The sequence below is a fragment of the Streptomyces sp. NPDC048473 genome, from assembly GCF_043200155.1.
Taxonomy (GTDB): domain Bacteria; phylum Actinomycetota; class Actinomycetes; order Streptomycetales; family Streptomycetaceae; genus Streptomyces.
Window position 1 is genome coordinate 1 of the sequence record NZ_JBICXE010000089.1, and the last position, 15,603, is coordinate 15,603.

At 67.5% G+C, this 15,603-nt stretch carries 6 protein-coding genes and 2 pseudogenes; 3 read left to right on the forward strand and 5 right to left on the reverse strand.

Features of this window, described 5'->3' with window-relative positions:
- Positions 1–538: 538 nt before the first annotated feature.
- The 4 genes and pseudogenes from ACGFU7_RS45510 to ACGFU7_RS45525 all read right to left on the reverse strand — a co-directional run bounded on the left by ACGFU7_RS45510 (position 539) and on the right by ACGFU7_RS45525 (position 6,899).
- Positions 539–892, reverse strand: coding sequence for a hypothetical protein (locus ACGFU7_RS45510; RefSeq protein WP_393704444.1), 354 nt, complete (start codon positions 890–892; stop codon positions 539–541).
- Between the two features lie 617 nt (positions 893–1,509).
- Positions 1,510–3,459, reverse strand: a pseudogene (locus ACGFU7_RS45515) (phosphocholine-specific phospholipase C); the annotation flags it as partial.
- Between the two features lie 12 nt (positions 3,460–3,471).
- On the reverse strand, positions 3,472–3,639 hold the full coding sequence (locus ACGFU7_RS45520) for a hypothetical protein (RefSeq protein WP_393704445.1): 168 nt from the start codon (positions 3,637–3,639) through the stop codon (positions 3,472–3,474).
- Between the two features lie 683 nt (positions 3,640–4,322).
- Positions 4,323–6,899, reverse strand: a complete 2,577-nt coding sequence (locus ACGFU7_RS45525) for a glycoside hydrolase family 97 catalytic domain-containing protein (RefSeq protein WP_393704447.1) — start codon at positions 6,897–6,899, stop codon at positions 4,323–4,325.
- A 1,393-nt stretch (positions 6,900–8,292) separates the two neighbouring features.
- Here ACGFU7_RS45525 and ACGFU7_RS45530 point away from each other — a divergent pair.
- The 3 genes and pseudogenes from ACGFU7_RS45530 to ACGFU7_RS45540 all read left to right on the forward strand — a co-directional run bounded on the left by ACGFU7_RS45530 (position 8,293) and on the right by ACGFU7_RS45540 (position 14,836).
- A complete protein-coding gene (locus ACGFU7_RS45530; RefSeq protein WP_393704452.1) occupies positions 8,293–11,091 on the forward strand; it encodes a GH92 family glycosyl hydrolase in 2,799 nt (932 codons plus the stop codon).
- 342 nt (positions 11,092–11,433) lie between these two features.
- Positions 11,434–11,588, forward strand: a pseudogene (locus ACGFU7_RS45535) (IS1380 family transposase); the annotation flags it as partial.
- 371 nt (positions 11,589–11,959) lie between these two features.
- Positions 11,960–14,836: an ATP-binding protein gene (locus ACGFU7_RS45540; RefSeq protein WP_393704449.1), complete on the forward strand. Its 2,877-nt coding sequence runs from the start codon at positions 11,960–11,962 to the stop codon at positions 14,834–14,836.
- 504 nt (positions 14,837–15,340) lie between these two features.
- Here the strand turns inward: ACGFU7_RS45540 and ACGFU7_RS45545 are convergent.
- Positions 15,341–15,603, reverse strand: a 263-nt coding sequence (locus ACGFU7_RS45545; RefSeq protein ID WP_393704450.1) for a transposase family protein, incomplete at its 5' end; no start/stop codon positions are given.

The window sequence follows — 15,603 nt, forward strand, 5'->3', positions numbered from 1 at the left end:
GGTACGTCGAGCATGGAAGGATACGGAACCAACAGGGCCCCTCGGTCGCTGGTGTGATGAGTGAGATCACCACGCAAACGACCAGGGGCCCTGCCTTGTCACGCCCCCGCCCACCAGGCCATTTCACCCTCCCGGCACAGGATGAAAAAGGTTCAGTGAGATCCATGGCACCGGCGCGATTATTGCCCAGCGCTTCGCAGAACTTCAGGCTCAGCCAGTGTTCCGCGAGCCCGCGCCCCATTCCCTGGCCGGCCAGTACGTAGCCACGCGCCACGGCGTGCAGTACCTGCCACGGTGTCAGTTCGATCGTCTGACTGCACTCGGCTCGTGGAACGGGGAGCAGTTCAGGTTTTCTGCGTACTGGTCCTTGTCCCTTGTCCCGGCGTTTCTTGTCGAAGGCTGCCGTTGCTGAGTCGACATGGGCAGCGAGTTCTACCGTTGACCTGACGTGGATGTTCGTTGAGCGGCTGAGTGCGTTCAGCGTCTGTCGCGCGGTTCTTGCCATGCGTCCCCCACGATGTTCGTCTGCCCTGGTCGGTCAGGAACGGTAATTCGGGGCGCGTGGGCGCACGCAAGTGCGCATGGTGCGGTCGTGGTGGAGAGGGGCCGCGCCGTGACCGTGTCCGCCGCTGCCCCCTCGGCGCGTCGTGTGCCAGTTGCCGAACTGGTCGATGAGCGTCTTGACCTGCTCGCCGCTGGATGCCTCGATGAGGAGGCAGGCCAGGCGACGCGCCTCGCGCGCGGACGGGTTGGCGGACCAGGTTGCGGAGAACTCCGCCCCGCCCAGCCAGGCTGCCCGCTCAGCGCGCCTGTGTGCCGTGAGTTCCACCTCGACGAGGGACTTTGCGTCGGGAGACTCCACGTTGGACGGTACGAACGTGCGCTGAGTCACATGACGGGCATATCGTCCTTGCAGCAGATATTGCCCGGAAGCTCCTCGCCCCGGGCGGCTGCCTTGAGGTGGGCAACGTCAATGATGACGAGGCGCCGACGGCCGAGCGTGAGGATGCCGGTCGACTGGAGTCGGCTGAGAGCTGACAGTGCTGACCAGGGTCCTTGGTGCCCGATCAGTTCGGCTTTGAAGGAGGGGCAGCGGGGTGACTCCCCTCGATTCGAGGTCGTCCTGGACCGCGTGCGGGTTCCCCGTCTCGGGCCCGGCCGGCCCCGCACCAGGCCCAGACAGGTCCGCGCGGACAGGGCGGTGGCCGGCCGCCGAAGTTCGCCCCGGCCGACTACCGCGAGCGGCACGCGGTGGAATGCGGCATCTGCCGCCTCAAGAGGCACCGGGCCGTGGCCACGAGGTACAACAAGCTGGGTCCGCTACGAGGCGACCGTCCTCGTAGCGGACCTCAACGAGTGGCTGTGACCAGCCCATTCGATACACGCGCCGGTTCGTGTGGGTTCAGTGCCGTTCATACGCCTGATCACTGCGCCCAGGACTGGCCGATCGAACCAGCGCGAACGATGGCGGATGCGCGTACGGATGAGACTGTGGGCAACCCGGACCGGTTACCGTATCGGCCCGGGATCACTGAAGCTGGGACGTCCCGTCTCCTGGTGGCCGGCGAACCGGCGGAGGTAGCTCGGGTCGGCCTTGTCGGTCACCGAGATGTCATACCAGCCGTGCGCAGACGCGGTTTCCCACGTGACCTTAGTGGTTTTGCCCGGCTTGAGATTGACGGTGCGCTCCGCGGCGTGACTGTAGTCGTTACGGATGTGGAGCGTCCGGGGGGCAGTACCAGGGTTGCTGACGTCGAGGACCAGCCGTGATTTCTCGGTGTGGTCGAGGCGTATCGACACCCGCGGTTCCGTGGTGTTCGCGGTGGTGCCGGTGAAGTGGCCGAGGTATCCGTTGGCCCCGGTCACGCGCAGGTCGTAGTGGCCCTGCGCATCGGTTGCGAGGGCGCTGTCCCAGACGTCGCTGATGGTGTCGCGAGCAGCCACGGTGTAGCGGCGAGGCGCATCGTTGTGTGCGTACACGTAGAAGTACGTGCCCACGTTTCCGCTGTTGACGAACTGCAGCGAGAGCGACCGCGCATCCCGCTTGTCGCCGAGTCCGACGGCGAACCGGTACGGCAGCGGCCGGGCTGGGCGGACACCGGGCTCCTGCTGAGGCATCGCCTGTGGCAGCCTGACGGAGAACGGCTGGTGCTCACTCTGCATCGGCTGCGGTACCGCGGGGGTGACGGGCTTACTGTCGGGCCGGGCGAAGTCGAACGCGGAGGTGAGGTCACCGCACACGGAGCGCCGCCAGGCGCTGATGTTCGGCTCGGCGACACCGAATCGAGTCTCGAGGAACCGCAGCACCGAGGTGTGGTCGAACACCTCGGAGCAGACCCAGCCGCCCTTCGAAAACGGCGACACAACGATCATCGGCACACGGGAACCCAACCCGGCGGGTTGCTTCCCTCGAGCACTGTCGCCCGACGGCGATTCGCCCGCGCGCCAGACGTCAAAGTCCAGGATTTCGTCGGCCAGGCTGGCTGCCAGGCTCTGCGATACGAGCCCGTCGGTGCCGACCTTGTTGGTCACAGGCAGCATGGGGGGAACGACGTGGTCGAACAGACCGTCGTTCTCGTCGTAGTTGATGATCAGGACGGTCTTGCTCCACACCTCGGGGTTGGCCACGAGGGCTTCCAGGACGAGGTCGATGTAGTACGCCCCGTCGGCGGGGGATGCGGAGGCATGTTCGCTGTACTGGTACGGCGGGACGATCCAGGTCACCTGCGGCAGTTTCCCGCTCACCACGTCGCTGCGGAATTCCTTCAGCGTATGGGTGGACACGCCCTGCTCCACCAGCGGTCCCGATGCACCCTCCTGGACCTGGTAACGGGCGAAGAACTCCAGTGAGTTGTCGGTGAAGTTGTCCGTCGGCTGGCCAGGAATCCCGGTGCCGCCCTGATAGAGCTTCCAGCTGACTCCCTCGGCCTGCAGCCGCTCCGGGTAGGTGGTCCACGTATAGCCGTTGACGCCACCGCGCTCCCCGATACCGGGGCCATTCGGCTTGCGGCCCAGCCGGTTTTGCGGGTCGATCGTGCCGCTCCACAGCATGATGCGGTTCGGGGCGGTGTCGGCAGGCATCGAGCAGTGGTACGCGTCGCACACTGTGAACGCTTCCGCCAGGGCGAAGTGATAGGGCAACTCCGACCGTTTCAGGTGAGCCATGGTGAACACGTCCTGCTTCTCGTTCACCCACCCGTCGTATCGGCCCTCGTTCCATAGCAACTCCCCGCTGCCCCACCCGTGATCGGTCCCGGCGATGTACTCGCTGGTGCGCAGCGCATCCACCGGGAACGGCAGCACGTACTCCGCATCGGCCGGCAGGCCCCGGCCGTTGTATCGTCCGGTGTGTACACGGGCCGGCGGCTGGTACCACACCGGACGGCCGTTCGGCAGGATGTGTGGGCGAGGGTCCCCGTACCCGCGCACACCCCGCATCGTGCCGAAATAGTGATCGAACGAGCGGTTCTCCTACATCAGGATCACCACGTGCTCGACGTCCTCGACCGTCCCTGTCCTGCGGGTGGGTTCGATCGCCAGCGCCTTGCCGATCGCGCCTGGAAGCAGTTGAGTCGCCGCGGCACCGGCCAGCGATGCGCCAGCGATACCGAGAAAGTTCCGACGGCTTGTACCCGTCACCTGGAAGTTCCTTTCCGTCAAGTAAAATTAGCCGAACCCACTGGACGAATTCCCCTGCGGTTGGCAGAGGCCAATTTCGACCGAGCGGCAGCCTAGGTGCGCTTGCATCGCGCAGGGAAGGCGCGGCGAGTGAATTCGAGGTAAACGGATGCGGGCTGAAAGAATTTTGATTCGAGCTGTTCCAGGGCAGCCAGAATTGACCTCCGTGCAGGTGTCGGCGCTCGTTTTCCCAGTCCACGGCCGATCCTGCGGGCACCGCTCACGGGAATGGCAGAAAAGTTGTTCACGGCTTCTAGAATGCGTGGGCGAGCGCGGTGAGAATACGTCTGGTATCCGATTCCCGTTCACCTGGTTTTTCGTTCGGGCCGGCTGCCAACCGGAGAACGGTGATGGGGAATCAAATGCGGAAAATCGAGTCGGCGCCGTGACGGGCAGCCGACTCGTGATGGTTCACACGAAGGCCGGGCACCGGGACCGGGCCCCGACATCAGGGACGGCGGGCGCGTAGCACGCCGAGCAGGCGGGCCACCTCGTCGGCCACGGCGGTGATGCCGACCTCATCTTTCGGATTCTCCAGTTCTAGGGCCAACGCTGTTCAGTCAGCACTGTGAGAACAGGCTTGCGGCAGGGTGCTGCCCCGACCGGGGAACGGTCGGGGCAGCGGTGCCTGTCTATGCCGGATGTCAGTTGGTCGGCACCAGGCGGGTGTTGGCCCAGTCGGCGTGGTCGAAGGATATTCCGTCGCCGCCGTCGGTGGCGCGAAGAGTCAGTTCCTGGACCGCGGTTACATCGATGTCGATGGTGGCCGGCTGGTCGCCCACGGTCATAACCGGGGTGGTCGCGATCACTTTGCCGTCGGCGACGACCGCGAAGGCGACCGTGCCCTTGCCGGTCACTTCGTCGTCCACGCCCACCTGGGTGGTGAAGCGCTGGTACCGGCCGTCGAGACGGACGGAGACCGAGCCGGAGGCGTGCATTCCGAGTCCTTTGTGGAATCGGGTGCCGGCGATCTGCAGAGTGTTGCCGTCGCCGCGATCGCGTTCGCCGTTGGACATGTCACGCTCCACTGGGCCCCAGCCGTTGGACTCTGCGGTGAAGGGCAGTTCGCTGACGTAGGCCACGCCGGGCTGCGGAACGAAGACCCGCAGTTTGCGCTCCTCGGAGACGGTCCTCGTCTTGCCCTTGAGTCCGACGCTATAGCGGGCCGTCACTGTCATGTCGGTTCCTGCGTTGACGGTGGCGTCCGCGGGAACGGTGATCTTCCATGTGGGAGTGAGAGCCTCGCCCTCGGCAAGCGTGGCGGCGCTGGTGCCGGTGCCGGTGATCTTCCAGCCTGCCGGAGCATCGGCTGCCTCGATCGAGACGTCCTTGACAGGGCCGTAGCGGTCAAGGGTGAAGCGCCCCTTTACTTCTGCCGTGGCACCCGGCTTGATCTCCACCTTGTCGGGGGTGAGGGCAAGGGTCGCGGAGGGAACACGGTCGACCGCCTTGTCGCAGGTCTTCAGGCCTGGCTTCGCGTGGCAGGCGATGGCGGCGAAGCCGCCGTTGGTCGGCACGGGCACGGACAGGGTGTCGCTCCGCTTCACGATGCGGGACTCACGGACAAGGCCGTTGCTGCCGTCGCGGATGGTCTCGACGAGCCACTCTCCGCCGCCGAGGAAGCTCAGCGGGACCTTGTCCGTGTGTGCGTCGCCCGAGGAGATTGACCCCAGGAACCAGCGACTGCCACTGCGGCGGGCGAACGTCGCGTCCTTGCCCGGGAGGCCGGAGACGAGCTTGCTGTCGTCCCAGACCGTAGGCACCTGCTCCAGGAAGCGCTCCAGCTCCGGTCGGGCGTGGTACGCGTCCACGGTTCCGGAAAAGTTCTGGAAGCCCGACTCGTACACCACGGACAGCGCCAGCTCGGCGGCCTCGGAGTCGGGGTGGCCACCCACATGGAGGTCCATGGGGGTGAAGTCCATGGAACCGACGACATTCCGGGCGAAGGGGTACGTGGTCATGTCGGTGATGGTCGCCCGCCCGTTGGGCCCGTCGTTCGCTCCGCCCCCGTACTCCGCGCCTCGGACCGCCTCAAACGCCATGACGTGGGGCCAGGTCCGCTGCAGGCCGTTGGGGATTGTCGCACCGTGGAAATTGACCATCAGCTTGTGCTCGGCCGTTGCCTTCAGTATTTCGTCGTACCACTGAAAACGGCTCTGGGTTTCCGAGTCCATGAAGTCGATCTTCAGGCCGACGACGCCCCACTCATTCATCTGTGCCAGTGCGGTGTCGCGTTCGGCCTCGGTGTCGAGGTCGGTCCAGGGCATCCAGGCCATGATCTTGACGCCTCGCTGGGCCGCGTAGCGGACGAGCTCGGGCATCCACGTCTGCCCCTTCCAGCCGTCGTCGACCAGGGCATACTCCCAGCCGTGCTCGGCGCTGTAGTCGACGAACGCCTTCTGTGCCGCCAGACTGGCCTGCACGGGCTTGCCCCCGGCCAGCCAGGACCACGCCACCTTGCCCGGCTTGATCCACGAGGTGTCCGAGATCCGGGAAGCGGGGGCGACGTCGTCGGTGAACGTCGACTCGGTGACTGAGGCCAGGTCACCGATCATGGCAGTGCGCCAAGGAGTAGTCAGCGGGCCGTTGATGTCGACGTCGGAGTCGGACAGCTTGAGGGTGTAGCGGCCGCTGCCCGAGGTGTGGGCCAGCTGACTTCCGGCGTAGCTGCCGTTGACCCCGGACTCCGACAGCAGAACGTAGGAGTCCTGCACACGGAACAGGGCGGGGTATCCGAAGGAGCCACTGGCGGCGTCGTTGGCCGTGGTCTGGGTGTGGTGCTGCTCGTGGCCGGCCTGGTACTTGGTGAGCCATGCCGTCGCGTTCCCCGGGAGCTGGAATGCCGACTCTTCCTGGCTCACGGTGCCGCTGTTGGCGGTCGGCAGGTTGTAGCGGTAGGCGACACCGTCGTCGGAGACCCGGACCGCCAGGTCGATGGGGGTGTTGTTGGCGCCGGTGAAGGACAGCCGCGTCTCGTTCATCTGCGTGGAGCGGTTCAGACGCTTGCCGGTGGTGGTCCGGTAGGTCTCCTTCACCAGCCTGTCAGTGCGGCCCGTCGGCCGCAGGCCCTTGGACAGGTCTGCTTGGGAGGTGACCAGCCCGACGGGGGCCGGTTCGAGCACGGTTGTGCTGCCCCTTCGGACTCCGAAGGACAGCTCGCCGTCCGAGTTCAGCGCGACCGTGGCGGTGAGCGCCCCCCCGGAGGCTCGGGGCTGGCTCACCGTCCAGCTCTGCGCATCGACTTCTGCGTGAGCCGTCGGCGCGGTGGGCGTCGCGAATCCAAGCGCGGCAGCCAAGGTAGGTATCAGCATGGGTAACGTTCTGGAATGGGCTTTCATCAGTGTCAGCTCCTTTGCGTCCAGGGGGAGATGGGTGGGGACCGAGACGCCGCGCGCCTCCAGCTGACCTGGTGGCAGACCGTCAGGTTGCAGACATCCTGGCGACATAGGGATGAGGGATGCGGCGCTTCGGGGCGGGGACAGTTGACGGCTGGTGCGCGCCCGGGGGCAGGTCGGACAGGCCCGGTTGGCACCTTGATCGAAGGTGGGATCCGCTGGGGTGCAGGGACGGCGGATGCCGATTCGGCGTGGAGGTCGCCACCGCAAACGCTGGCCCACCAGGAAGGGGCCTTCGGGGCGGGAGGCCCAGCGCCTGGTCTCTTTCCGATTCCGGCAGGTGTGGCCGCGCCTCAGATCTTCGGATGACTGGAAGAGTGAAAGGCCGTCAGCCCGAGGTGCCCCTCGGTTGGCCGACCCGTCTGCAAGGTCGGAGTCGAGCCGGAGCCGAGGGTGGAGTGGGTGCCCGCAGCGGGCTGAGCCATGGAGGGTCTGGGCGGGGGTGGGGCTTGACGGCCATGAAAAGTCCTTCGGCGGGTGAAGGCGAGTAAGGCCGGGTGTCAACTGTGTGGTTGAGTGCATCTAGACAGCAAAATCAAACAGAAAGTGACGCACCCTGACAGGTGGTCACAGGAAACCTGCCGGACATCTGCGTGTCAAGAGACTGTTCCGAAATCGTGCGAGGGCCCGCCCGAGTGGGCGGCGGCATGAGCGTGCCGCTCCTGCTGCTCGCCGTGCAGTCGGTGGCGTGGTGGTGGGTCGTCGCCTCCTCGGCCCGGTAAATCGCCGCACGGGCCGGCGGTGTGCGTGTTGCCCAAGCGCAACCACCGCGACTCCTGACTCAAGCCCGAACTCGTCTACGCGCTCACCACGGTCGAGGCGCTGTGTGGGTCGGCCGAGCCTGCACGGGCCGCGGACCTGCTGATCTCGACCGGCGCCACCCTGCTCGGCCAGGAGGCCCGACGTGCTGATCGCTGACGGGTCACCATGCTGAGCCGCTGGCCCGCAGACGATCGCACCGCGCCGCTCGCATACGACCGAACAAGACGTGATCGCGCATCTTTTTGCACCAGGGCCTTGCCTAGTATGTGCCCGACCATTTAAATGTGGGCACTCGATCGAGACGTCTTGGTGGCCACTGTGGGCCGCATGGCGGCGGCCGATCGGTCAATGATGCGACCGGAAGGCCTGCAGCAAACACCGAGTAGATCTTCTCCGGCTCTGCATCCGGGGAGAGTGACAACGTTGTCAATTCACAGTTCCCACCCTGGAGGCATTGGTGATCGCCAGTCGGTATCCGGACAGTTCCGGGAGAGCCCCGGCCCGGACTTCGCTCACGAGACGCGCGAAGCCGGCCCCCGGCAGGCTGGCAGCCCTGATCGCGGGCGGACTGCTGGCCGCATTGGTCCCGTGGATCGGCGTGACAGACTCGGCGGCCGCAGCGCCGTCCGAGGTGACTGTGGCGTCCAACGTCGAGCATGTCGATCCCCTCATCGGGACGACGGGCGCCAGTGGCACCGAGTACGGGGGAATGATCCCCAGTACGGCGCCCCCGTTCGCGATGACCCGATGGTCGCCGATGACCCGCAACAACTTTGTCAGCAGGCTGCCCTACCACCACAACGACACGAAGATCACCGGGTTCATCGGCACCCATCAGCCGGCGATCTGGATGGGCGACTCCGGCTATGTGGTGGGCATGCCAGGAATCGGCGCAGTCAAGACGGCCGAGGCGGATCGAGGCCTGCCCTTCACTCACGCCGATGAGACTGCCGCGCCGGACAAGTACACGGTGAACATGACTCCTGCGCCCGGGCAGGTGCTCAAGGCCGAACTCACCGGAACCTCCCGAGTCGGTCACCTGCGGCTGACCTACCCCCAGGGGGCCGCGACGAACTTCGTGATGCAGGCCACCCGGTCCGGCATCACCGGGAGCGTGCACATCGACCCGGCCAAGAAGGAGATCACCGGCTACAACCCCGACCGCCAGGACAGCAAGCTCGGCCCGTCCAAGGCGCCCGGCTTCAAGGGGTACTTCGTCGCGCGGTTCGACACCGCCTTCGACAGCTACGGCACGGCCAGGGGTGCGACCCAGTTCGACGGGGAGGCCGACCGCACGGACCAGGACCTCGCAGGCTACGTCCGGTTCCCCGCCGGCAGCGAGACGGTCAACGTCCGGATCGCGACCTCGTTCATCTCGGTGGACCAGGCGCGGGCCAACCTCAATGCAGAGGTTCCCGACGGCCAGAGCTTCGATGCGACCGCGGCCAAGACCAGGGCCGCCTGGGCCGACAAGCTCGACCGCGTCGACATCTCCGGCGCCACCCCCGACCAGCGCACCACCTTCTACACCAGCATGTACCACGCGTTGCAGTACCCATCGGAGATGTCCGAGCAAGGCCGCTACTACAGCGCCTACGACGACAAGGTCCACGAGGGCGTCAGCTACACCGGATACTCGCTCTGGGACACCTTCCGGGCGCAGAACGCGTTCCTCACCCTCTTCGCTCCGGAACGCATCAACGACATGGTCACCTCGATGCTGCAGGACTACAAGCAAAGCGGCTGGCTTCCCATGTGGAAGAACTTCGCCGAGACCAACATCATGGTGGGCACGAACGCCGACTCGATCATCGCGGAGGCCATCGCCAAGGGCTTCGACGGGTTCGACCTGGACCTCGCCTACGAGGCCGTCCGCAAGAACGCGATGACACCTCCCGACAAGGACACCGAGTTGTGGTGGGGCGACCGGCAGGAGGGAACGCCCGCCGAGGCACGCGCAGGCCTGACGACGTACAAGCAGAACGGCTGGGTCGCCGCCGACCGCACCGCGGAAGCAGGCAGCCGCACCCTTGACTACGCCTTCGAGGACTGGGCCGTCGCACAGGTCGCCAAGGCCGTCGGCAACACCGACGACGCCCAGTTCTTCCTGGACCGCAGCAAGAACTACAAGAACCTGTTCAACCCCACGACGGGCTTCATGCAGGCCCGCAACTTCGACGGCTCCTGGAACAACGGCGGCTGGACCGAGGGCGACAAGTGGGTATACACCAACGATGTCATGCATGACGTCCCTGGCCTGATCGCTCTCAAGGGCGGCGACGCCAAGTTCGCCGAGTGGCTCGACAGCTACTTCGACGGTGGGCACAACAACCAGACCAACGAGCCCAGCCACCACTCTCCCTACCTGTACGACTACGCCGGCCGGCCATGGAAGACCCAGGAACTGGTCCGCCAGATCGCAGACGAGAACTACCACGCCACCCCCGACGGTCTCTCCGGCAACGACGACTGCGGCCAGATGTCCGCCTGGTACCTGTTCTCCGCGATGGGCTTCTACCCCGTCAACCCGGCCTCCGGTGAGTACGCGGTGGGCAGCCCCCTGTTCGACAAGGTCACGCTTCGGCTGCCCGGGTCCACCAAGCCGCTGGTGATCAAATCCAAGGGCGCAGATCTCAAGCCGTACGTGAAGGGGCTCAGCCTCAACGGCAAGCGCATCACCAAGCCGTTCCTGAGCCACTCCGACCTCACCGGCGGTGGACACCTCACATTCACCATGAACGCGGCGCCGCAGAGCTGGGGCGCTTCGACCACCCCCCCGCCCGCGAAGCCCGTGAATCTCGCCGCCCACAAGCCGGTCACGATGATCAACGGCACCCCGGCAACCGGCTGGGGGAAGCCCACCGAGAACGCCGTCGACGGCAATCTCACGACCATGGCACAGTCGACCACCAGCGATCCCTGGAGCATGAAGGTCGACCTGGGCGCCAGTACCGCGGTCGGCCGGATGGAGGTCAACCCCGACTGGGAGAACTACCCGGCAAGTTATGACCTCAAGGTCTCGCAGGACGGCACCAACTGGAAGACCGTGGCCAGCGAAGCCGACTCCGGCGGCACCACCGACTGCGCCGCCCACGGCGTCCAGAAATGCGGTCAGCCGCACTCGTACACCTTCCCCAAGGTGAAGGCCCGTTACGTGCTCCTGAGCGTCAACAGCTGGGTCTCCGCCAAGACCGGCGCACCAGCCGACGGATGGGGCTGGGGCCTCAACGAGTTCGGAGTCTTCGCCACCAGCTGAGAACCGGCCGGACAGCTGCCTGCCGAGCAGCTGTCCTGCCGCCGGACCGGCACCGGCGCCGGGTCGGTCTGCTTCCGGGGCCGTTACCGTCAGGATCACTTGTCGCTGCCCGCGTTGCTGCTGCGGCGTGACGTCACGAAGGACGCGGAGTCGCTGGTGCTGCGCCACGAGAACGCGGTCCTGCGCCGACACGTCCCACGCCTAAACTCCCACCCGGCTGAAAAACACGCGATGCATCTGGATCTGCACAGGTCAGTTGGATCTCGCATACGACCCGACCTTGTAGGTTGCGAGCCAGTACGGCTTGTGGCGGCTATCCGCTTGCTGGTTCGGGATGCATAGAAACTCCGCTACCGGCTGCTGCACGTCGCCGCCGCATCACCCTCGGCAGCCGACGCCTACACCTACGCCTGCGGATCAGCGCGACCTGGCCCTGGCGACACGAACTCGCCGCCGCCTTCCACTGCCTCGCCGCACTGCCCCGACCCGCCGGCTGACCAGCAGGTTCCTGACCACACGCGACCAGAAGGACTGCGGAGAACCCGGCCCCAGCGTCGCTAACCCGCCCTTCCCACCGCCACGTTATGGCGAGCACCCAGGAATTGAGCCCCACCAAACCTCTTCAGACAGCGAAACAGTGACGTAAAACGCCAAGCTTAGTCTGGCAGCCGAAACCGAGGCGGGAGGCGGCGGAGGAATGACGAAGATGGCGTTCACGGACAAGGCGGGTGGGCGAGACCGTAACGAAGCGCTTCTACTTCTGCGGTCTGCCTCCGTGGGTCCACTGCCGGCACCGCCGGGCGGCCAGCGGCTTGACGCGCGCCCGAGGGCCGCTCTGGCGTGGTCAGGGCGTGAAGAAGACGATCGCGTGGCGGCCGCTCCCGACCTCGGCGCAGCGGCTTTCGACGGGGGCTTCCCCTGCGTCGGCCGCCAGCAGGAGTTCGGCCTGCTGCTGGCCGCGATCCGACGACCGCCGGCGGTGGTCCTGGTCGAGGGCGAGGCCGGCATCGGCAAGTCGCGCCTGGTCCGCGAAGCCACTGCGGCCCTCACCCCGGACGATCGCAGGGTCCTGACCGGCTTCTGCCATCCGCTGCGCGAACCCTTCCCCTACGGCCCGGTGGTGGACGCGCTGCGGAAGGCGGGCCGCTGGCTGCCCGCCACCGGCATTCCACCGACCACGGGCGCACTGGCCCCACTCCTGCCCGACCTGGCCGATCGGCTCCCGCCCGTGCCGCCGCGGCCCGATGGCGTGCCTGCCCAGCGCTTCCAGGTGGTCCAGGCCGTGCGGTCTTTCCTGACCGCGATCGGTCCGGCGGTGCTGATCATGGAAGACCTGCACTGGGCGGACGAGGCCACCCGGGACCTGCTCCTGCTGATCGCCCGCGACCTGCCCGAACAGCTCAGCCTGGTCCTCACCTACCGGGGCGACGACCTGCCGGCCCGCACCCCGGTGCTCGGCGCCGCCTACCGGCCGCACGGCACCACCGGCACGACGATCCGGCTCGCCCCGCTGACCGAGAACGAGGTGAAGGAGCTCGCCGGCGCCGCACTCGGCGGCCACGCGACAGCCGCCCTCGCCGACGCTCTGCACCGGCGCAGCGAGGGCCTGCCGCTCACCGTCGAGGAGGATCTCATCACCCTCCGTGAGCGCGGCAAGACCTGCGGCTACCACGACCTCACCGCGGAGCTCGACCGCGCCGGGGTGCCTGTGGGGCTGCGCGAGGCCGTCACCGAGCGCCTGGCCAGGCTGTCGAAGGCCGGCGCGGCGATCACCGACAGCGCCGCCGTCCTCGCCGTCCCGGCCACGGAGCAGCTGCTCACCCGGGTCGCGGAGCTCGACTCCGAGCAGGGCGCCGACGGGCTCACCGACGCGCTGCGCGCAGCGGTGCTTTGCGAGAGCGACTCCGGCCGCTACGTCTTCCGGCACGTCCTGGCCCAGCAGGTCGTCTACGAGCGCATCCCGGGACCACGGCGGACCCGCCTGCACCGCCGCGCCATAGCGGAGCTGCAGACCCGGTCGCCGAGTCCGTTGGTCCAGATCGCGCACCACACCCTGGCTGTCGGCGACCGGGAGTCCTGGTTCCATCGCGCCGAGGAGGCCGCCGCCCAGGCCACCGCCCTGGGCGACACCGGCACCGCCGCCGCTCTGCTGCACCAGATCCTCGATCAGCCGGGTGTGGAGGCCGGCCTGCGATCGCGTGCCGCCCTGGCGCTGGCCCGGATCGTGGTCAACGGCGCGGACTTCACGGCCAACGCCGCCATGCTCCGCCGCCTCCTGGCCGACCCCCAGTTGCCGGAGCCTGCCCGCGGCGAGATACGCCTGGGACTGGCCCTGCTCATGATCAGCCAGGGCGGCGACCGCTCGGGCGTCGGCGAGCTGGAAAGGGCAGTCCGGGAGCTGGCCACCCAGCCGGAGCGGGCAGCCCGAGCGATGATCGCGCTGGCCATGAACGAGCGCAACGGCTCCGAACAGGCATGGGACTGGCTGGAACGAGCCGAGCAAACCATCCAGGGATGCGCCGACGAAGGCATCCGGGCATCCGTCCGGGCCACCCGTCTTTCCCTCCTCGCCAAAGCCGGAGACCCTGCGGTCTGGGGCCGCGTGGATCAGCTACCGCGCCAGGCGGACGACATCGAGGTGCTGCGCCAGACCACCCGGGCGCTGTACAACTGCGGCGACCTCGCCATCGAGCTGGGCCATGACCGGCTGGCCGCGGCTCTGCTCGCGGAGAGCCGGGAGTTGGCCCAGCGCGCGGACATCCCGTTCCTTGACTGTTCTAGCCGGATCGACCTGCTGCGGCTGGAGTTCGTGGCCGGTCACTGGGCGGGGATCGAGGAGCGGTTCGATGCGCTCGGCGCCGAGTACCCGGACATCCTTCTGGCCGATGCCGAGCAGACATCGCTCCTCGGAGAGCTGGCCCGCGCCCGGGGCCGATACACCCGAGCCGTCGAACTGTTCAAGAAGGCCGCCGCCCAAGGCGAGCGGAACTCGCAGGTCAACCTGGAGCTTCGAGCCGCAGCCGGACTCGCCGGCACCCGGCTCGCCCAGCGGGCACCGGAGGACGCCTGGGCGATCGCCGCGCCCGCCCTCACCGTCCTGCGCCGGGCGGAAACCTGGGCCCTGTATTCCGGCCTGGTGCCGGTCGCCGTCGAGGCCGCGCTTGCCAGCGGCCGCCGGCAGGACGTCGAAGAGCTCACCACCGACGCCCAACGCGCACTGCAGGGCAGGGACGCGCCCGCAGCCACGGCCGAACTCCACTGCGCCCGAGGGATGCTGCTCCGCACCACCGAGCCGGAACGTGCCGCCGAGCACTTCGCCGAATGCCACCGCCGCTGGCAGGACATCGGCCGCCCCTACGAGACCGCTCGCGCCGCAGAGCACCTCGGCCACGCCCTGGCGCGATCGCACCCCGCGGACGCCGCCGGACACCTCACCGAGGCCATCGACGTCTACACCCGCCTCGGCGCTACCCCCGACCTCGCCCGCTGCCAGCACCTCCAGCACGGACTCGGCCTGGCCCGGCCACCGGGCCGCGGCCGCCGCGGATACGGCGGCGAGCTCTCACCACGCGAGAAGCAGGTCGCCGAACTCCTCGCCCAGGGCGCCACCAACCACGACATCGCCGAATCGCTGTTCCTCTCCCCCCGGACGGTCGAACAGCACGTCGCCCGCGTCCTCAAGAAACTCCAGACCACCGGGAAGGCCATCCACGAGGTCTTCCCGGACGGGAGCGGGACCCGCTGAGCGGGCCGGGCCCAGGCACGCCACTCCGCCGTCTCCCCGCGGCGTCACCCACCGCGACACAACTCGTGAGTTGTCGATCGAACGGAACTCCCGATCGGGTGGTCCCCGTGCGATCGGCGCATAGCGGCAGGGCCTCTTGGCGGCTCGGAGGTTGTCGAAGCCGTTCGGGATTCCAGGAGATCCTGTTGCCGCAGCCGTACGCCATCGCGTCGGCGGAGTCCCAACTCGGTTCACCCGCAGTGTGATTGCCTCGCGCACGTGCACAGGAACGCGGCCGGCAGGCCGGACAGGCAGCGGCGGTATCCGTCGGACATGAGCGACGCGGAGTGGGCGATGGTGGCGCAACGCGATACCGGTGCCGTGGTGGTTGGAGGGCCGGGCGGGCAGCCGGATGGCTACTGAGGAAGTTCCATCGTGATTCGTGCAGGTCACCGGGCCTGGTGTGATGAGGCGTTGGGGTGCTCGGGCCGCTCATCACGGTGATCGTGGCGAGGAGATCGTCCGTCACCGTGCCACCTGGTGGTGCGTCAGCACCAGCAGGGCCCGTACCAGCGCGGTCGCGTGTCGCGGGTGCATGCGCACTTTGGTCAGGATCCGGAAGGTCTTCAGGCTCGCGAAGCCGTGCTCGACCGGGGCCCGCAGGCTGCTGATCAGCCGGTTCACGACCTTCTTCGACGAGGACAGGCGCCTGCCGCCGCTCGCCCTGAACCCGGTGGTGACCGCCGGATGTTCCCCGTCACCGTCGTCCAGGCCGACGAACCCAGGTC